Source organism: Candidatus Palauibacter sp. (genome assembly GCF_965261555.1).
Taxonomy (GTDB): Bacteria; Gemmatimonadota; Gemmatimonadetes; order Palauibacterales; family Palauibacteraceae; genus Palauibacter.
This window is the reverse complement of record NZ_OZ253465.1, coordinates 843219-862122: the sequence shown is the minus strand read 5'-3', so window position 1 is coordinate 862122 and position 18904 is coordinate 843219. Positions and strand designations below refer to the sequence as shown.

The following is an 18904-nucleotide window of genomic DNA, read 5'->3' as shown; positions in this document are numbered from 1 at the left end:
GGAACGTTACGCGCTGGCGGCGCGGGCAGTTGTCGAAGCGGACGACGAAGGATTCATTGTGGTGGAGCGGTACCACTTTGATGGCCGACGCGACACCAGCGTGGCGCTGCGTTACCGACCGAGGCAGTTGACGGCTGCGGCCGTGGACAGTGTCGTGTATGAGTTGGGTCGCGAGAATTCAACGCGACCCGGAAGTCGTGTACAGGCGGCTAGGCCAACGCAGGAAATAGCACGTCAATTGCGAGAGGCAATCCATGTTCCGCGATACTATCCACCGCTCAACGATTTAATCCAGGGATCAGCGGGCGCAATCTGGATCGGGCGTGAACGGTCGGCGTCTCGAGAGGCGAACTGGGTCCTTGCGACGCAGAGTGAGGGTGCCTTGGCTAGAATCACCCTCGCCGATTACCAGCGTCCCTTGCTGGCGACGGCCGACTACGTATAGCTTCTTGAGGCCTCCATGTTCGACTTGCCACGCATAGTAAAGTACCGGATCGAAATTACCCCAGGTGGAGGATAGATCGGGGCTCCCTGGGGTTCAGGGCTTACTTTGGGTTGGCGGCAAGGTGGATTCGGATGACGCGCACCGCTTGAACATCCAGAGCGTTCTTCTGTACCCCCGCCAACCGCGCTGCATCCCCCGCATACGGAATGAACCCCTCGGGCAGCTGCACGGCACCCATGTAGTTGTACGTGGTACCGTCGAACAGATCCCACATCGGGGCGAGTCCGTCCGGCGGGTCTACGGGTGGAGCAAGCTCGTCGTCGACTCCAAGGCCGCGCCGAACCCAAACCGTCTCACCGGGCGGGCCTCGAAACATGTGCAGGATGGACGGGAACGTGGCTGGGAACTCGATCTCATCTATCGCATCGTCGGGCAGGGCTGCCCGGCTCGGGTCACCGACGACAGATGACCAGCCGGATGGTGCGGAGCCGGGGTTGGCCAAGTATTCGCGAACTCTGCGTGCGAAGGACGATGTGATCGATCGGGGAGCGATGTCTCGTTCAATACTCCCCACCACCTCGGCAGACGCCAAGTCGATGACCTCGACCGCGTAGCGAGCATCCAGGTTCAACGCGACCCTGCCGCCCGAAAGGACGGTCAGGACGGGTCTGGGGCGAAAGAGGCGTTGCTCCAGGAAGTTCTCCGCCGGGACGCGCCACAGCACCTCATCGTCGTCGAGTCGCTGAAGTCGGAGTTCCCCGTCGAGCAGATTGAGCGTCAGCACCGATGTGCGGCCCGACGAATCGATAACCGGTCGCAAAGCGAGCTGGATTCCCGGTAGCCTGAGGGTCTCAACGACCGTTCCGTCGCCCTCAAAGACGTGGACGCGGAGGCCGTCGGTGATCGCCAGCAGCGGAGTGGACGCCGCCAAGCCACCGGGATTCATGAATTCGCCGGGCCCTTCGCCTTGTCTTCCCCAGTGGTGAGTCTCGTTCCCGTGAGCATCCCATACGGTGATGGCGTGCTCGCCGGCGTCGAGCACGATGAGGTCACCGGACGGCGTCATTTCCATCGCTGCCACTTGCGAGAACACGCGATCACCATCGCGATGCCCGACCGTAAACTCGTCGACCCATTGAGCCGAAAGCAATTGCTGCTCCACGGTTTCCTGTTTACTTGGATTGATTCCCAACACGCTCCCGACGACCGTCGCAACGATGATCATCGAAGCCGCCTAAAACAACCCTTTACAGGTCTTAGCGGCGTGTCGAATCGCCCGTAGGCAAGCACGGGTGAGAATGACCTCATCGGCTCCAGGTATGGGATCGGGTATGATGAGCGTGAGGCCAGCTGAACCGCAGGCCCCCAACTACCAGGGTGAGCGCCCAGGCACACGGCCCTTGGGTCGCATAATCATCCAGAGAATCAGGCGGCACGGATGTTCGGGGGCGCACCGCATCGAGGTCGGACCCGTCGTTCACAGCCGACAGCGTTGTTGGTTCTTTGTGGGTAGCCACGAGGCTGCGGTGGGAACTCCCGGTGGCCCCCGCGCTGGTCGTGCACACGCCGGGAGTGGAGAGTGTAGCCGAGACGGCGGCCGACGGAGCGTCCTCAACGGTTGGGGCAGCCAGCGCGGGGCGCGTGCCCGTGAAAATTGAAGACAGAGTCAGCATGCAGACGGCGGCTACAACTCTGGTGCATCTGCTCATTTCGTGCCCCCCCCTTTTTCGGAAAATGGAATCTTCCTAACGTGGCGGCCATTATGGGGCCGGGACGGGGGTCACATAAGTCCCCGGATGGATGTCATCCGATTAGGGGTCGTCTGACCAGATGGCATAGCTCCAATGATATCCGCCCTTCACCGTCCCCGGGGTTCGCGGGCGTCCGTGGCTGGGGCTCGAACATTCCGGGCACGGGTCAAGCGGGAGCAGAGGCGAGCGGATGGCGCCACGGTCCGTCGCACCCACTCGCATCCACTCTCGATCGCCATGGCTGCGAGGTACGCGTCCGGGACCAGATTGCCCTTCGCCCCGGCTTCGCTGCAAAGCCGTAGGAAGATGGCCCAATGGCGGGCGCCGGGCGTCACTTCGATGCAGTTGGGCCGCTCGCGGAGTTGTTCCACGAACATGGTCGCCCGGGACAGGGTACTCGGAATCTTGAACACCCTCGGGTGCGTGACCACGCGGATGAACCCGCTGAGAACGAGCGGGCTCAGCCCGAATGCCGCATCGGAGTCGACCTCGGAGACCAGCCAGTCGAGATATCGCCGATGGTCGGGAGCATCCTGGCGATGGGCGTAGACGAGGATGTTGACGTCGGGAAGGATCAACCGCCGTCTTCCATGAGTTCGAAGAGGGTTGCGGAATCATCAAGGTGGACCCCGGGTCGCAGGCCGCCCTCTCCCGTGGTCACGAGCGAGAGCGGCGCGGGCGGATTGGAAGTCCGATGCCGGTGCCGCTGGAGCCGCTCCCGCAGGGACTCCGTGATGACGGAGGTCACGGTTGTTCCCGTCTCGAGCGCGAGGCGCTGCACCGCCCGCATCAGGTCATCGTCCAAGTGAATCGTGAGGCGCATGACGCTACGGCATCGACGCCTGGGCGCGGACCCACTCGACGGCTTCGCGGTGCGTCCCGAACCAGACGTCGGGCTTCGAGCGAATGTGTTCGATGAGTTCGCGCAGGATCACGATCCGGGAGCGGTGGCCGATGTAGTGCGGGTGCATGGTGAGGAGGAACATCGTCCCCTCCTCGTACGCGACGTCGAACTCGTCCTTGTAGACCTCGAGCACCTCGCGCGGGTTGGAATAGCGGTCGCCGAGCGGGTTGAAGAGCGGCGCGTCGTCCAGGATCCAGTCCACGGGGAGTTCGACGAGGCCCGTGGGCTCGCCGTTCTGGTTGATCTCGTAGGGCCGGTCGTCGGCCATGAGCGATGAGTCGTACAGGAAGTCCATCTCCAGCAGGAGATCGAGCGTCGAATCGCTGAAGTTCCACGACGGCGCCCGGTAGCCGACGGGGCGTTCGCCCATGAGTTCCGTCAGCCGCTCGACGGCCATGCGCAGGAGGCGTTCCTCCTCGTCGCGCGGGAGCGTGGCGTTGCGCTCGTGAATCCAGCCGTGGACGCCGATCTCGTGGCGGCCCGACGCCTGGATCATGTCGACCTGGTGCGGGGCGAGGCTGAAGCTGAGGGCGGGTCCGAAGAACGAGGCCGCGATCCCGTACTCGTCGAGCAGGTCGATGATGCGGCCGAGGGCGACGCGCGAGCCGTATTCTCCCTGCGAGAGCCCGCCGACGTTGGTGTCGCCGTTCCGCAGCCAGACCGTCTCGTTGTCCACGTCGAAGGAGAGCAGCACGGCGACGCGGCCCCCGTCCGGCCACGAGTCCGGGTTGAGGTCGCGGCCGGCGCGCACGCGGTTCACGGCCTCGAACACCCGCTCCTCGGACCAGCGCCACGGCGGGTCGTCCGCTTCCTGGGCGGCCATCGGCGCCGCCGGCGCCGTCCACAGCACCGCCAGGCCGCAGAGCGCGGTCACGAGTCCGCGCGCCAGCGAACGAGTCGAGGAGAGCTTGAATTGTATGCGCCCGGTCATGAGGATTCCCCCGTTTCGGTAGTCATCTCGAGTCTGAAGGCTTATTTTAACAGATTGCTCGTGAATCGGACGGTCGGCGCCGATTCCGTCCGGCGCTGAGAGCCCGTCCCCGAATCGTGGGCTCGTCGCCGTGGTGCCGGCCCTCCCCTGATTATGGCGACGATGACACATGACGACTACAACGGCCGAAGTCGGCACCATGGACCTCAGCACGCACGGGATCACCGTCACCCGCATCAAGCGGAACCCCTCCGTCGATGAGATCTACGCGGATGCCCTGAGCGGACGCGAACCCGGGGCGGTCAGGGCGGCGAACGGATCCCTCGTGGCCTTCTCCGGCGCCAAGACCGGTCGCTCCCCGAACGACAAGCACGTGGTCCACGATCCGGAGACCGCGCGCGATGTGTGGTGGGGTCCGGTCAACTTCCCCCTCGAGCGCGAGAGCTTCCTGCGGAACCGGGCGCGCGTCCGGGCCTTCCTGAACCGGCAGGATCTCCTCTACGTCATCGACGGCTTCGCGGGCTGGGACCCGGAGTACCGCCTCAACGTGCGGATCATCTGCAACCGCCCGTACCACGCCCTCTTCATGCACAACATGCTCATCCGCCCCACACCCGAAGAGTTGAAGGCGTTCGGCGAGCCCGATTTCGTCGTCTACAACGCGGGCCAGGAGGCGGCGGATCCCTCCGTGGACGGCGTCACCTCCGGGACGAGCGTGGACCTCTCCTTCACGGACAACGAGGCCTGCATCCTCGGGACCGAGTACGCGGGGGAGATGAAGAAGGGCGTGTTCACGATCATGAACTACCTCATGCCGAAGCGTGAGGTGCTGTCGATGCACTGCTCGGCGACGACCGACCCGGAGACCGGGGCCTCGTCGCTCCTCTTCGGTCTCTCCGGAACGGGGAAGACGACGCTCTCGGCCGACCCGAACCGGCGGCTCATCGGCGACGACGAGCACTGCTGGACCGACTCGGGGATCTTCAACATCGAGGGCGGCTGCTACGCGAAGACGATCGACCTCTCCGAGGAGAAGGAGCCCGACATCTACCGGGCGCTCCGCTACGGCGCGGTGCTGGAGAACGTCGTGCTGCGGGACGACGGGAGCGTGGACTGGTCGGATTCGTCGATCACGCAGAACACGCGCGGCAGCTACCCGATCGAGTTCATCGACAACGCGCAGGTGCCGTGCGTGGCGGGCCACCCGACGGAAGTGATCTTCCTCACGGCGGACGCGTTCGGCGTGCTGCCGCCGGTGAGCCGGTTGACGCCCGAGCAGGCCATGTACCACTTCATCAGCGGGTACACGGCGAAGGTCGCGGGCACGGAGGTCGGCGTCACCGATCCCGTGGCCACCTTCTCGCCCTGCTTCGGAGGCCCGTTCCTCGTGTGGCACCCGGCGAAATACGCGCGACTGCTCGCGGACCGAATGCATGAGCACGGCGTGAACGTGTGGCTCGTGAACACGGGCTGGAGCGGCGGGCCGTTCGGCGTCGGCGCGCGGATCGACCTGCCGCACACGCGCCGGATGGTCGACGCGATCCACGCGGGCGAACTGGCGGACGCGCCGACGGAGCCGGACCCGGTGTTCGGGATCCACGTCGTGACGGAAGTGCCGGGCGTGCCGAGCGAGATTCTGCGGCCGCGCGCGACGTGGCCGGACCCCGCGGCGTACGATGAGAAGGCGGCGCACCTGGCGCGGCTCTTCAGGGAGAACTTCACGGAATACGAGGACGACTGTCCGCCGGAGGTCTGTACGGCGGGCCCCGTGGTCTGACTCCGGCCACGGGCGGCGAACATGAGGAGGAAGCCCGATGCGGCGACGTGATCTGATGTTGGCGGTGGGCCTGGCGGTGCTGCTGGCCGGGTGTTCGAGCGGGCAGCGCGACGCGCCGCAGATGGCGGGCGCCTCCGTGGGGGGCGTGGCGCAGGCCGGCAACGGCGACGGGAACTCCACGCCGCTCTACGGCAATCTCGGCCCGCACAACCGGCCGGTCACCACGGCGTCGGAGAAGGCACAGGCCTACTTCGACGAGGGTCTGCTCTTCATGTACGCCTTCGGAACGTCGACCGCCGAGGAATCGTTCCGCGCCTCGCAGGTGGAAGATCCGGAGTGCGCCTCCTGCTACTGGGGCGAGGCCTGGTCGCTGGCGCCGTACCTGAACGGCGGCATGTCGCCCGGCAACGAACGCTCGGCCCACGCCGCCATGCAGAAGGCGAAGGAGCACAGGTCGGGCGCGACCGAGGTCGAACAGGCGCTCATCGATGCCTTTGACGTGCGGTTCGAGGCCGACCCGGAGCGCTCCCGCCGCCGCATGCTCGACACGCTGTACGCGCGCGAGATGGACAAGGTCGCGGCCCGCTACCCGGACGACCTGGACGTGCTCACGCTGCAGGCCGAGGCCTGGATGCTGCTGCGCCCCCGGCGCGGAGATGTGGATCTCGAAGCGAAGGACGTGAAGAAGATCCGCCCCATCCTCGAAACCGTCCTCGCGCGGGACATCCGTCACCCCGGCGCCTGCCACCTCTACATCCACCTCGTGGAGGCGTCGCAGGATCCGGGTCTGGCCGAGGCGTGCTCGGATCACCTCGGCAGCCAGATCGCGGTGAGCCACATCCACCACATGCCGACGCACATCTACATGAACATCGGCCGCTGGGGCGACGCGGTGCGCGGCAACCAGCAGGCGTGGCACGCCGATCAGAAGGCGGCGCACGGCGGGCCTCCCGGCGTCTACCCGTCCCACAACCTGCACATGCTGCTCAACGCGGCCGTGATGGACGGACAGAGCGCCGTCGCGATCCAGGCCGCGAAGGATCTTTCCGGGCACCGCGGCCCGTGGGGAGCCTACATCCCGCTTACCTACGCGGCGTTCGGCCGCTGGAGCGAGATCCTGGCGGGCGACGGTCCGAAGTCGGACGATCCGATGGAACTCGTCGCGTGGAGCTTCTCGCGCGGCCTCGCCTACCTCCGGATGGGGCACATCGACGTCGCGCAGGACCACCTCGAGGAGATCGACGAAGCGCTCGAGGGCGCCGATCCCTCCGCCACGTTCCGCTACAGCCCGCTCGCCGACGTCGTCGCGCTGCCGCGCTCGATCCTCGCGGGAGAGATCCTGAACGCGCGGGGGAAGGCGGCGGAGGCCGTGGCGGCGCTGAAGCACGGGATCGAGAAGGAAGACGGGTTGATCTACTCCGAGCCGCGGGCGTGGCACATGCCGGTTCGGCACACGCTCGGCGCGATCCTGCTCGAGAACGACCGGGCGGGGGAGGCGGAACAGGTCTATCGCGACGCGCTCGAAGATCTCCCCAACCAGGGCTGGGCCTGGTTCGGACTCGCGCAGGCGCTCAAGGCTCAGAAGAAGACCGCGCAGGCCCAGGAGGCGCGGCGCGAGTTCGACCGCTACTGGGTCCGGGCGGACACCTGGCTGCGCAGCTCGAGGTTCTGAGATCCGGCGAGACGAGCCGCTCCGCATGATCGACTTCTCGCCGCCGGAGAGTCCGTTCAGGATCAGCTACGACGGCGACTTCGACATCTCCCGGGCCGTGACCGCGCCGCCGCCCGACGCGCCGTCCGAGGCGGCGATGAAGAAGGAATTGAAGCGCACGGTGCGCGAGATCTCGCGGCTCCAGCGGCGTCTCCACGCGCACCGCCACTACGCGGTGCTGCTCGTCTTCCAGGCGATGGACGCGGCCGGCAAGGATTCGACGCTGCGGGCGGTCATGACGGGCGTGAACCCCGCGGGCTTCCGGATCAACGCCTTCGAGGCGCCGTCCAACCTGGAGGCGAGACACGACTTCCTGTGGCGCACGACGCGCCGGCTGCCGGAGAAGGGCCGGATCGGGATCTTCAATCGCAGCTACTACGAGGAAGTGCTCATCGTGCGGGTCCACCCCAAGTACCTCGAGCGGCAGAAGCTTCCCCGGCGGCTGCCGATCCTGGAATGGTGCGAGGAGCGCTACGAGTCGATCCGGGACCACGAACGGCACCTGGCCCGGAACGGGACCGTGATCCTGAAGTTCTGGCTCAACATCTCGAAGGACGAGCAGGCCCGCCGCTTCCTCCGCCGCATCGACCGCCCCGACAAGAACTGGAAGTTCAACCGCGCCGACATCGAGGAACGCCGGCACTGGGACGACTACATGGCCGCCTACGAGGACGCGATCAAGGCGACCGCCCGCCGGTGGGCCCCGTGGTACGCGATTCCCGCCGACTCGAAGCCCTGGATGCGGCTGCTCGTCGCCCGACTCGTGCGCGACCAGCTCGCCACCCTCGACCTCACGTACCCGGAGCTACCCGAGGAAGAACGCGCCGAACTCCAGGACTACCGCGCCCACCTCACCGCCGAACTCTAGCGACGGGGATGAGACCGCTTCGGAATCTTGCGTCGGAACTTCGCGCGGATACCGTCTCGGCGCCGATTCGAACGACCGTCAAGCCTTCACCGACCCCAGGCCGCGGCACCCGGAAGCCCACGACTGAACAGCACGTCAAAGCGCTCGGGGCCGGCCGGCGGGGCGAGCGCCGTCGCCGCATCCGCCCGTGGCACGTCACGAAGGATGCCTCTCACCTGTCCGGTGTTCGGATCGAGCAGGATGGACATGGGGATATCGGTGTCGGTGTCCAGTGTCGCCAAACCGCCAGGTCCGGAGAGCGTGATGCTCGCGAGGTTGTCGGCCCAGTCCGGCTGCACCGGGAGAACGAGAGCGAAAGACGAACCTCCGTCGCCGTCGGCCACCTCCGGCATGCCGAAGTCGACGGCGAAGAGTTCGCCGCCAGCGGCGGTCCGTCCGGTGATCCGGTGCTCACCGGCGGTGGCCGGGAGCACAGGCGGGGAGTCGACCACGAAAGCCGGGTTCAGGAACGGTTCTCCCTCCGCATCGATCCCGCCCCACAGCAAGAGGGAGGTTGCCGCCGCCGCCGGCGGGTCCTCGGCTCTTAGTCGGTAGCGGAGCGCGTTCGTGAAACTGTAGTCGCTGATCCACCGCGGGCGGCAGTAGGACATCAAGTCACCCGTGTCGGGCGGCACGAGACGCCCGGTATCGAAGTCGTACCCCCAAACTCCTATGCGTCCGTCCCAGTAGGGAAAGAAATGGTCCAGGAACGTATTGACCTGGCATGGTGCATGGTCGAGGCTCAGGCTATGGCCAATTTCATGGGCGATGGTCGAGGGTATCAGTCTTGCAAAGCTCACCTGTCCTGAGGACAGTCCCGCAATCCCACCCCCCGTGAAAGGATCCGAGTTCATGCCCATGTAATAGCCGGAGCCGCCCTCCATCGCCCGAATCGCTCGAGTTTCCTGCAATTGCGCGTAAGGATGGTTGCTCGAAGTCACCACGGGCTCATGGGCTCTCACTTCCAGATCGTTGATCGGTAACAGTGTGCGAGTATGCCACAGTAGCTCGTGACCCTGCGGATCGGCTGCCATGCTCTCCACAGCTTCCAGGACTGCACTGTCCGGGGCGGCACTCCAAAGGAAGGGAATCACTGTCAGGTTGAACACGGGCAACTCGCGCACGTCGACTGCCGTGCGTCCAGTCTCCGGGATCCGGCGCGCCACCCCGAGACTGGGATCCAGGGTCCCGTCCGGGTCGACCTCTATCACCATCTCGAGACCCGGCTGCACGATCGCCCCTGGGATCTCCGCATTGGCGGACCTGGACAGACTGCCCTCTACGACCTCGGTGGGGATCGGTGCTGCCTCTGCCGGAATATCCGACACATGGATCTCTGTCCCGTTCAGGTAGAACCGGGCCCGGACGGGGGGGATCTCGGCTGTCGTGGGACGCGCGGCGGTTACGAAGACTCGCAGCAGCGCCTGCTCGCCTGCGACAAGCGGAACCGGGTACTTCGGCGACTGCACGGCCTGCGTCAGGTACGCCACTGACCGGTGTCCGTCGGCGCAGGCGGCTACGCGGAACACGTGGAGACCTTCGCTCCAGACCTGGAATTCGGGGTCCCGGGGTGCACAAAGATCCGTGCCCGCGGCTGTCAGTGCCTGAAGTCTCGGCAGAGCCGTCAGTCCGGTCGGCAACGCCCCCGACAGCCCGGAATTGTTGGCGAGGGAGAGTTGGCGCAGGCTCGACATTCCACCGAACTCAGGCGGAACCGGACCCGAAAGGCGATTGTTGTCGAGATACAGCTCCTCCAGGCTCGTGAGGTTGCCGAGTTCGGGGGGGATCGGGCCGGAGAGGTCGTTGCGTTCGAGCCAAAGGCGCCGCAGCCTGGCGAGGTTGCCGAGTTCAGGCGGGATCGGACCCGACAGGTCGTTGCGTTGGAGCCGGAGGTCCTCCAGCCTGGCGAGGTTGCCGAGCTCGGGTGGGATCAGACCCGACAGGCGATTGTAGTCGAGATGCAACTCACCCAACCTGGCGAGGTTGCCGAGTTCAGGCGGGACCTGATCCGATAGTTCGTTGAAATCGAGCGCGAGACGCCGTAGGCCGGCGAGGCTGCCGAGCTCGGTCGGGATCGGACCGGTCAGGGTGTTCGCGCGGAGGTCGAGGCTCTCCAGGGCTGACAGATTGCCGAGTTCAGGCGGGATCGAACCCGTAAGCGTGTTCTCGTCGATACGGAGGGCCCTCAGTCTGGTCAGATTGCCGAACTCGGGAGGGATCGGACCGACAAGATCGTTGTCGTAAAGCAGGAGTTCGGTCAGCCTGGTCAGATCGCCGAGTTCTGGCGGGATCGAACCCGACAGGTCGTTGCGTTGGAGCCGGAGGTTCTCCAGGCTGGCGAGGCTTCCGAGCTCAGGCGGGATCGGGCCGGTCAGGGTGTTCGCGCGGAGGTCGAGGCTCTCCAGGGCTGACAGGTTGCCGAGTTCCGGCGGGATCGAACCCACGAGGCCAGCGTCCTCGAGAAGCAGCAATTCGAGACTCGTGAGATCGCCGAGTTCTGGCGGGATCGGGCCTACAAGGTCGTTGAACTCGAGCCGGAGGTCCTGCAGGCTGGCGAGGTTGCCGAGCTGAGCCGGGATTGGACCGGACAAATTGTTTCCGGTGAGTTCCAATCGGACGACTCGGCCGGCGTTGTCCGTACCCACACCGTGCCAGTCCCGGAGCGGTGCCGTGGACAGCCAGTTGTCGGCGTGGGTCCACGTCGGCCCACCCGTTGCTTCGTAGAGCCCGACCAGGATCTGGCGGTCGGAGAGAGGATCGCACACCAAACCCGTGCCATGGTGCGACGCAATCCCGTTCAGCCATGCCTCGAAAGAAGCCTCCGCCGGCACACACAAGCTGGTACCAGCGTAGTCGAACTCGACAAGCGCGAGACGCGCCAGCGAACGCGGTAGCCGCCCGGCGAGCTCATTGCCCCCGACGCGGAGTGTCGTCAGCTGGGACAGACTCCCGAGACTGGGCGGCAGCGAACCCTTCAGACCGTTGCGCGCCAAGTCGAGGGCCACTACATGTCCGAGAGAGTCCGCCGTCACCCCGTCCCACTCGTCGAGCACCGGAGTCTCAAACCAGCCACTCGCGCTCGTCCAGCTGGGACCGCCGGAGGTCTCGAAGAGGAGTTCCAGCACCTCCATGTCCGGCTCGTTGCAGTAGGGGCCTTCGGGAAGTTCCTCCATGGCCTGCATCCAACCCACGAAATCTGAAGTGCCTGGCGCGCAAAGGCCCGCGTTATCCGAAAACCCGAATTCCTGCAACTCGTCGAGATCCAGGAAGCTCCGCGGGATCGGGCCAGACAGGTTGTTACTGTCGAGAAACAGTCTCGTCAGGCTGGTGAGTTTGCCGAGCTCGGGTGGGATAGAACCCGTCAAGTTGTTCGTGAGGAGCCACAGCTCCGCAAGGTTAGCGAGGTTGCCGAGTTCGGGCGGGATCGGGCCGGAGAGGTTGTTGAGACTGAGGGTTAGCCTCGTCAGGTTGGTGAGGTTGCCGAGCTCAGGCGGGATCGGGCCGGACAGTTGGTTGGTTGGGAGGTCCAGGATCTCCAGGTTGGTGAGGTTGCCGAGTTCGGGCGGGATCGGTCCCCGCAGGTTGTTCAAATAGAGATCCAATTCCGTCAGGCTGGTGAGGTTACCGAGCTCCGGCGGGATCGGGCCGATCAGCTTGTTGGCGACCAGGTGCAGCGTCGTGAGGCTCGCGAGATTGCCGAGTTCGGGCGGGATCGGGCCATCCAGGTTGTTGCCACGCAAAACCAGCGCCGTCAGGCTGGTGAGGTTGCCGAGTTCGGCCGGGAGTGGGCCGGAGAGGTTGTTCATGCGGAATTCCAACCGGACGACTCGGTCGGAGTTATCCGTAACCACACCGTGCCAGTCCCGCAGCGGCGCATCCGTCAACCAGTTGTCCGAGTTGACCCAGTTCGGCCCGCCCGTGGCATGATAGAGCGCCGCCAGTGCCTCCAGCTGCTGGTTCGGACCCACGTTGACCTCGGCCAGCCCCTCCGCCTCTCCCGCACGCGCCGTGATGGTTGCCGTCCCGTTGGCCACTCCTGTCACCAAGCCCGACGCGTCGACAGTCGCTATCGCGGCGTCGCTCGACTCCCACTCGAAGTTCGCGCCCGCCACGGCGTGCCCGTTCGCGTCGAACGCCTCGGCCGCCAGCTGCAGGGTGTCGCCCAGGGCCGAGATGGCCGCTTCCGCAGGTGACACCGCTACCGAATCGGGCGATTGCATCACCGTCACCACCGCCGTTCCCGAAGCCCCGCCGGCCCTCGCCGTGACCGTCGCCTCCCCGTTACCCGCCGCCGTCACCAGACCCGATCCGTCCACTGTCGCCACCGCGGGCGTGCTGCTCTGCCACGTCACCGTGGCCCCGGCCACGACCCCCCCAATCTGGTCACGCACGTCCGCCGCCAATTGCACCGTCGCGCCCAATGCGTTCAGCTCGGCCGTGAGCGGGATCACCGTGAGCGTCATCGGACGGGGAGCTTCAGGTGTTTCCGTGGGACCGTCGCCGTCCCCACACCCCTTGACCAAGGCTACCGCTGCGAGTACGGCACACAGCCGGATCATGGTTCGGTGACGGATCATCCGACGTCTCCCGGACGGGTTCGAGGTTCGCCGGCGGGGGTAGGTCTGCCCCCCCCTACGTCGCTGAACGTCCCGGAACAGCGCGGCTTTGCCCCTCGTTGACACGGCTCAGCGCGACTTGATCAAGGTACGAGTTGGCGATCTTGACCGCTCGGGTTGGTCGTGTGGAATCAGCGGATGGTGGGGCCGCCGGTTCGGTTGTCGGGGACGAAGCGGTCGCGCGCGGGCATGCGCGTGTCGACAACCATCGCTGAGTCGACGACGGCGTCCGCGGGCAGCAGGTCGTTGAAGTAGAGCATGGCGCCGACGACCGCGTAGACCTCCTCGTCGGTCATCGTGCCCGGCAGGTCGAAGGGCATGGCGCGGCGGGTGTAGTCGAACAGCGTCGTCGCGTAGGGCCAGTAGTTGCCGACCGTCGAGCGCAGACTGCGGTCGTTGGCGAACGGGAACTCGTCTCCCGGGATGCGGCCGGTGATGATGTCGTTTGGCCCCTCACGCCCCGTCGGCCCGTGGCAGAGGATGCAGCGGTGCCTCACCCACACGTCGAGGCCCTCCGCGACGGAGCCCTGTCCGGACGGCAGGCCCGCGCCGTCCGGGCCGATGTCGATGTCCCACGCCGCGATCTGCGATTCCGTCGCGGGCGTGCCGAAGCCGTACACGGGCTGGGCCGCGCCCGCGCGTCCCGAAGCCTGCGGATCGTCGCCGGATGTGATGGTCACGGTCATGGGGCTGCTGCCGGACTCGGTCATCAAGTCGCCGAGGTTCGCGCCGTCCTCCTGTCCGCAGGCCGTGACCGCGAGGATGGCCGCAGCCAGCAGGATTCGTCGGCTCACCGCCGGTCCCCCGCTCATACCGGCGCGAACTCGATCGAGCCGTCGCGCGCCACCCGCCAACCCCGGATCGCGTTGGAGTGGTACCGCGTGCCGGGGCCGCGCGCGTCGAGGACCTGCTGCCGGACCGGCTGCGTGTAGCCCGTTTCGTCGGTCGCGCGGCTCAGCAGGTGCGCCGGGCCGCCGTCCCACTCCCAGCCGTAGCGGAAGCGCGTCGTGCACTTCGGGAGCACGGGTTCCTGGAGCACCGCGTCGTGCCACGAGTCGCCACCGTCCGTGCTCACCTCCACGCGCTCGATCAGGCCCCGGCCGGTCCAGGCGTAGCCGGAGATCTCCACGAATCCGGGTTCCGACAGCCGCCGCGGGTAGGTCGGATTCGTGATGATCGACTTCGCGTCCATCACGAAGGAGAACTGACGCGCCGTCCCGTCCGGGAGCGGATCCGTGTACTTGGATGTCTCGTCGCGGAACATCGAGGGCCGGTCGGAAAGTTCGATGCGCCGGACCCACTTCACGCTCGCGTTCCCCTCCCACCCGGGCAGGAACACCCGCGCGGGATAGCCCTGCTCGGGCCGGATCGCCTCGCCGTTCTGGGCGTAGGCGATCATCGCGTCGTCCCAGGCCTTCTCCATGGGGATGCTGCGGCCCATCACCGCCGCGTCCGACCCCTCCGCGAGGAACCACGTTGCGTCCGCGTGCGCGCCCACCTCCTCGAACAGCGTCGAAAGCGCGACGCCGGACCATTCGCTCGTGCTCAGGAGGCCGTCGATCGACTGCGGGGTGTTCTGCGGGCTGGGCGAAGGAGCGTACGCACCGCCGCCGTTCCCGGAACACTCGATGAAGAGCAGCTTCGAGACCTGCGGGAAGCGCTTCAGGTCATCGAGCGTGAAGAGCGTGGGGCGGTCGACCATGCCGTGGATGAGGAGGCGGTAGGTCGTCGGATCGATCTGCGGGATCCCGTGGTGGTGCCGCTCGAAGTGGAGGTCCGCCGGGGTCATGATCCCGTGCAGGTCCTGGAGCGGCGTGCGCGAGGAGCCGCCCATGGAACCGGACAGGAGCTTCTCCGGTGTCTCGTGCGGAGAACGGGACCCGACCACGACGGGGCGCGCGCCCGGAACCTTCGTCGGATCCGGCGCCTCCTGGACCAGTCCGCGCGTTGCGCCGGCCGTGATCGCGCCCCCGGCGGCCGCTGCCGCTCCGGCGATCAGGGCTCGCCGTGTGAGTCCGGAGCCTTCTTCCCGGTCGTTCACGTCGCCTCCGTTTCCGTCGGTCTCGTGCCCACCTTCCGCCCCGTCCCGCGCACCATCCCGCACGTGTGCGCTGACCACAGTTGCCGCCATCACGGCGGCCAGCAAGGGTGGCCCCGAGCGGCCCGGCCCTCAGCGCGACGCGTGCCACTCCCGCAGGACCTCCGCCTCCCGCTCCGCCGAGAGTCCCGACCGCATCTCGGCCTGCCGCTCGGGCGTACGCGAGAAGTGGAAGTCCAGCGTCGCCTGCGTCGTATCCGCCAGCGAGCGGAACGTCATCCCGTGTGCGACTTCGTTGGACAGGTCGAAGCGCGCGAACCCCTCCGAGCCGGGCGTCGGCGGCCGCCACACCGGCATCTCGGCGTAGGGCCGGACCCCGCGCTCGGCGAGGAACTCGCGCGGCACCCAGGTGAACGTCGTCTCGGCCGTCGTGACGGCGCGGATCCCGTACAGGAGTTCGGCCATCGGCCGCGGCGTTGCGGGTCCCACGAGGTTGAAGATGCCCGTGTGCCCGCGGTCCGAGGAGAGCGCCATGAAGTCGCCGAGATCGCGCACGTCGATGATCTGCACCGGGTCCGTCCCGTCGCCGGGAGACAGCACCTCGCCGCCGCGGTGGATCCGCACCGGCCAGTAGGTGAAGCGGTCCGTGGGATCGTCGGGTCCGATGATGAGGCCCGGGCGGAAGATCCCGTAGCGGTCGGGGAAGATCCGCATCGCCTCGCGCTCGGACTCCGCCTTCGCGAGCCCGTAGGGCAGGTCCGTGATGTCGGCGGTCGCGCGGTCCACGCCGGCGGTCTCGTAGGTGTAAGACGGGACCTCGGCCGTCATCGGCACGGTCGAATGGCTCGCGTACGCGGATCGAGAGGAGACGTAGTAGAAATACTCCACCGAGTCGCGCAGGAACTCCCCGATGCTCGTCACCCAGTCGGGACGCGCCGTGGAGTTGTCGACGACGACGTCCCACGTCCGGCCCCGCAGCGACTCGAAATCTCCGTTGCGATCCCCGACGAGTTCCTCGACCCCCTCGAACATCCCGGGGCGGTTGCCGCGGTTGAAGATCGTCACCTCCAACCCCTGCGCGAGCGCGGACCGCACCTGGTAGGGGCCGATGAACCCGGTCCCGCCCAGGATGAGCAGTTTCCCGCCGCTGCCGGAGGCCCGGGGCGTGGCCGCGGGGCCCGCGCACGCCCCGACGGGGACGCCGAGCCCGAGGGCGGCACCCGCCGCAGCCGTGACCTTCAGAAAATCGCGCCGGCTTGAGTCGGTGGACATCGTCAACTCCTCTTCGTGGTTTCGTTTTCTTGGTCTTTGTCCGCGCGGTTTGTCTCAGTTTGCGGTGCCGTCCAGCAGTTCGAAGATACGGAGTACCGCAACCGGATTCGCTCCGGGGCTGGGGATCCCGCCGAAGTTCTCGGCGTGCGCCGTCAGGTCGATGCGCGCCGCCGCGTCCTCCGCGCTCACGCCCTGGCCGTGCAGCGCGACGGACTGGTCCCACAGGTCCTGGAGATACGCCTGCAGGTGGTCGATCCGCTCGCGCTCCTGGTAGGGGGCGCCGTGGCCCGGGATGATCCAGTCGAAATCGAGCGCCTTCACGCGGTCGAGCGCCTCGACCCACTCGTCCACGTACCCGTCCCCCATATAGGGGAGGCCGCCCACGAGCATGTCCCCGGTGATGATCACGCGGTCATCCGGCAGGTAGACGATGACATCGCCGTCCGTGTGCGCGCGCCCGAAGAAATGGAACTGGATCTCGCGTCCGCCGCGATAGAGCGTGAGCCGCTCCGAGAGCGTCGTGTTGGGGGCCGTGGGGACGACCTCCTGCAACTGCGCGTAGTAGGTCCGCTGCGCCTCGAGCGTGGCCTCCAGTTCCGCCCGCGCCTCCGCATCGGTCAGCGTGTCGAGCGTGGCCTCCATCCGTTCGATCCGGCCGGGAATCGCGCCCACGAAGAGTTCATACGACCGGCCCGAGTTCGAGCGGCCCTCGGCGATCGCCGCGCGCGTCGCCTCGTGGCTGATGATCTCCACGTCGGGCGGATAGACCTGGTTGCCGTGCGCGTGGTCGAAGTGCCAGTGCGTGTTCGCCGCGTAGCGCACGGGCCTGTCGGTGATCGAGCGCAGGTCCTCGATGAGGGCGTTCGCCGCCGCGGGGGAGATATGGGAGTCGACGAGCAGCACGTCCTCCTCGTTCACGACCACGCCGGCGTTCGACCCGACGACGAGATCGCTCGCGCCCTGCGCGTGGTAGACGCCGGGCACAACCTCGGTGAACTGGAAGTGGACGGCCTCAATCGTCGCGCCGCCGCCCGCTCCCGCGCCGCCCCCCTCCCCGCCGCCGCTCCCTGGATCCGCCGGAGCGCACCCGGCAAAGAGCCACGCCGCCGCGAAGATGCCGGCCTGAGAGCCGCTCCGATTACACCGTCTCCAGGAAAAACCGCTCCGCCTGCTCCGCACCGACCGCCTCCTGTTGATCGCACGTTGATGGTTCCCATCGATCATACCACGTGGCCCGGTCGCTGCTCAACGAGATGACCCCGGTCGCACCAAGCATGTTTGCCACCTGATACGTGATACGTTACGGTTCCCATGCGATGATTGTTGGCTTTCGCCACCGAGGCCTCGAAGCCATTAGGGGGCTTGCGACATGCCGATGAAGAATCCGCCGCATCCGGGCCTGTCGGTGCGCCATGATTGCCTGGAGCCCCTGGGGCTCACCGTGACGGAGGCGGCGCGGAGGCTGGGTGTCAGCCGAAAGCAGCTTTCCGAACTCGTCAACGGTCGTTCGGGTATCTCCCCGGAGATGGCGATCCGCCTGGACAAGGCGTTTGGAGGTGGGGCGGAGACGTGGTATCGCCTTCAGTCGGCTTACGACCTCGCGCAGGCCATGAAGAAGGCCGGTCGGATCGACGTCGAGCGGATATCCACCCCCGTTTGACGCCCGCGCCAAGCGCGCTACGGGTGTCGGCCGAGTGCTTGCAGGCGGGCGGGAAGTTCCGCGACGTATGTCCGGACCTCGCGTTCGACGGGGCTCATCTCGACCGCGCCCCGCGTCCCGTCGGCCTCCCGGAGTTCAGTGTAGAGGTCGATCGCGGCCTCCAGTGCGGCCGCACACGCCGCGGCGTCGACGCCTGTAACCGTCCGCTCGAGGTCGGTCGCGAAAGGGGGGAGCCGATCCTCGATCCGCCGCACGCCGGTGGCCTGAACGCCAGCTGCGAGGAAGGCCAGCGGCGCCAGCGCCACGGTCCGCATAAATGTCAGTCCATCAAGCGCCTCGAAGATCTCGCCCCGCTCGATCTTGTCCGCGAGATAGTGCGCCCAGATCCAGAAGCGCTTCTCGATCCAGTCCGGATCCGCGCTCGGATAGCGGGCTTCCGCGCGGGCGAACGCGGCGCTCAGGCAGCCTTCGACCTCCCACAGGATGACCGGATCCTCGATCCGTTCGTGCACGTCGTCGAGCGACACGAACTTCAGGTCCACGTGCAGGAGGGGAGGGCCATAAAGGCACACGAGCAGGCGCGGCTCCCCGACGTGCTCCCCCGTGAAGCCCGCGAGAAACGTGGGATCGAGTTCGGCCGCGATCGCCTGTTGCCGCTCGAGAATCTCCGGCCAAGCGCCCGGTTCCACCGCCAGCACGAGGTCGAGATCCGAGAATTCGTCCATCTCGCCCGCGATGAACGAACCGCCCGCCGCCAGACCGACGATGCCCTCGACCCCGGGGACCGCCGCCAACGCGCGCTTGAGAAAGGCGCGATGACGGTTGGGCAGCCGCGCCAGACGATCTTCGATCACCGAACCGCGGCGGTCGCGGGGGCGCCGTCCCCGCCCGG

14 protein-coding genes are annotated in these 18904 nt (G+C 66.9%); 4 read left to right on the top strand and 10 right to left on the bottom strand.

Features of this window, described 5'->3' with window-relative positions; all coding sequences use genetic code 11:
* Positions 1-545: 545 nt before the first annotated feature.
* The 4 genes from ACQY5G_RS03685 to ACQY5G_RS03670 form a co-directional block, all read right to left on the bottom strand.
* The gene (locus ACQY5G_RS03685) at positions 546-1670 is read right to left on the bottom strand and encodes a hypothetical protein (RefSeq protein WP_428277112.1); all 1125 of its coding nucleotides are present in this window, start codon (positions 1668-1670) and stop codon (positions 546-548) included.
* Positions 1671-2303: 633 nt separating this feature from the next.
* Entirely contained in the window at positions 2304-2774 is a 471-nt protein-coding gene (locus ACQY5G_RS03680; RefSeq protein ID WP_428277110.1) for a type II toxin-antitoxin system VapC family toxin, read from the bottom strand.
* Positions 2771-3019, bottom strand: a complete 249-nt coding sequence (locus ACQY5G_RS03675) for a ribbon-helix-helix domain-containing protein (RefSeq protein WP_428277108.1) — start codon at positions 3017-3019, stop codon at positions 2771-2773. The genes ACQY5G_RS03680 and ACQY5G_RS03675 overlap by 4 nt, the downstream gene beginning before the upstream one ends.
* A 4-nt stretch (positions 3020-3023) precedes the next feature.
* Complete coding sequence (locus ACQY5G_RS03670) at positions 3024-4031, bottom strand: polysaccharide deacetylase family protein (RefSeq protein WP_428277106.1); 1008 nt, start codon at positions 4029-4031, stop codon at positions 3024-3026.
* Between the two features lie 169 nt (positions 4032-4200).
* Between ACQY5G_RS03670 and pckA the strand changes: the two genes are divergently transcribed.
* The 3 genes from pckA to ACQY5G_RS03655 are packed head-to-tail and all read left to right on the top strand — an operon-like array spanning position 4201 to position 8387.
* Positions 4201-5808 carry a phosphoenolpyruvate carboxykinase (ATP) gene (gene pckA / locus ACQY5G_RS03665; RefSeq protein WP_428277104.1) on the top strand — a complete coding sequence of 536 codons (1608 nt, stop codon included), beginning with the start codon at positions 4201-4203 and terminating at the stop codon, positions 5806-5808.
* Between the two features lie 37 nt (positions 5809-5845).
* Complete coding sequence (locus tag ACQY5G_RS03660; protein ID WP_428277102.1) at positions 5846-7480, top strand: tetratricopeptide repeat protein; 1635 nt, start codon at positions 5846-5848, stop codon at positions 7478-7480.
* 25 nt (positions 7481-7505) lie between these two features.
* On the top strand, positions 7506-8387 hold the full coding sequence (locus ACQY5G_RS03655) for a PPK2 family polyphosphate kinase (RefSeq protein WP_428277100.1): 882 nt from the start codon (positions 7506-7508) through the stop codon (positions 8385-8387).
* A gap of 86 nt (positions 8388-8473) precedes the next feature.
* Here ACQY5G_RS03655 and ACQY5G_RS03650 read toward each other — a convergent pair whose 3' ends face one another.
* The 5 genes from ACQY5G_RS03650 to ACQY5G_RS03630 all read right to left on the bottom strand — a co-directional run bounded on the left by ACQY5G_RS03650 (position 8474) and on the right by ACQY5G_RS03630 (position 17531).
* Positions 8474-12889, bottom strand: a complete 4416-nt coding sequence (locus ACQY5G_RS03650; protein WP_428277098.1) for a leucine-rich repeat domain-containing protein — start codon at positions 12887-12889, stop codon at positions 8474-8476.
* Between the two features lie 284 nt (positions 12890-13173).
* A complete protein-coding gene (locus ACQY5G_RS03645; protein ID WP_428277096.1) occupies positions 13174-13836 on the bottom strand; it encodes a c-type cytochrome in 663 nt (220 codons plus the stop codon).
* Positions 13837-13850: 14 nt separating this feature from the next.
* Positions 13851-15083, bottom strand: a complete 1233-nt coding sequence (gene soxC, locus ACQY5G_RS03640) for a sulfite dehydrogenase (protein WP_428278638.1) — start codon at positions 15081-15083, stop codon at positions 13851-13853.
* A 129-nt stretch (positions 15084-15212) separates the two neighbouring features.
* Positions 15213-16352, bottom strand: a complete 1140-nt coding sequence (locus ACQY5G_RS03635) for an NAD-dependent epimerase/dehydratase family protein (protein ID WP_428277094.1) — start codon at positions 16350-16352, stop codon at positions 15213-15215.
* Positions 16353-16406: 54 nt separating this feature from the next.
* On the bottom strand, positions 16407-17531 hold the full coding sequence (locus tag ACQY5G_RS03630) for an MBL fold metallo-hydrolase (protein ID WP_428277092.1): 1125 nt from the start codon (positions 17529-17531) through the stop codon (positions 16407-16409).
* 190 nt (positions 17532-17721) lie between these two features.
* On the opposite strand from ACQY5G_RS03630, the gene ACQY5G_RS03625 reads away from it, so the two are divergent.
* Positions 17722-18012, top strand: coding sequence for a HigA family addiction module antitoxin (locus ACQY5G_RS03625; RefSeq protein WP_428277090.1), 291 nt, complete (start codon positions 17722-17724; stop codon positions 18010-18012).
* Positions 18013-18029: 17 nt separating this feature from the next.
* On the opposite strand, the gene ACQY5G_RS03620 is transcribed toward ACQY5G_RS03625, so the two are convergent.
* Entirely contained in the window at positions 18030-18866 is an 837-nt protein-coding gene (locus ACQY5G_RS03620) for a hypothetical protein (RefSeq protein ID WP_428277089.1), read from the bottom strand.
* Between the last annotated feature and the right edge of the window lie 38 nt (positions 18867-18904).

Bases quoted from the DNA above. Each gene is read 5' to 3' on its own strand.
- pckA (WP_428277104.1), top strand. From the start codon at position 4,201: ATGACGACTACAACGGCCGAAGTCGGCACCATGGACCTCAGCACGCAC.
- ACQY5G_RS03635 (WP_428277094.1), bottom strand. From the start codon at position 16,352: ATGTCCACCGACTCAAGCCGGCGCGATTTTCTGAAGGTCACGGCTGCG.
- ACQY5G_RS03660 (WP_428277102.1), top strand. From the start codon at position 5,846: ATGCGGCGACGTGATCTGATGTTGGCGGTGGGCCTGGCGGTGCTGCTG.
- ACQY5G_RS03670 (WP_428277106.1), bottom strand. From the start codon at position 4,031: ATGACCGGGCGCATACAATTCAAGCTCTCCTCGACTCGTTCGCTGGCG.
- ACQY5G_RS03685 (WP_428277112.1), bottom strand. From the start codon at position 1,670: ATGATCATCGTTGCGACGGTCGTCGGGAGCGTGTTGGGAATCAATCCA.
- ACQY5G_RS03655 (WP_428277100.1), top strand. From the start codon at position 7,506: ATGATCGACTTCTCGCCGCCGGAGAGTCCGTTCAGGATCAGCTACGAC.
- ACQY5G_RS03675 (WP_428277108.1), bottom strand. From the start codon at position 3,019: ATGCGCCTCACGATTCACTTGGACGATGACCTGATGCGGGCGGTGCAG.
- ACQY5G_RS03625 (WP_428277090.1), top strand. From the start codon at position 17,722: ATGCCGATGAAGAATCCGCCGCATCCGGGCCTGTCGGTGCGCCATGAT.
- ACQY5G_RS03650 (WP_428277098.1), bottom strand. From the start codon at position 12,889: ATGACGCTCACGGTGATCCCGCTCACGGCCGAGCTGAACGCATTGGGC.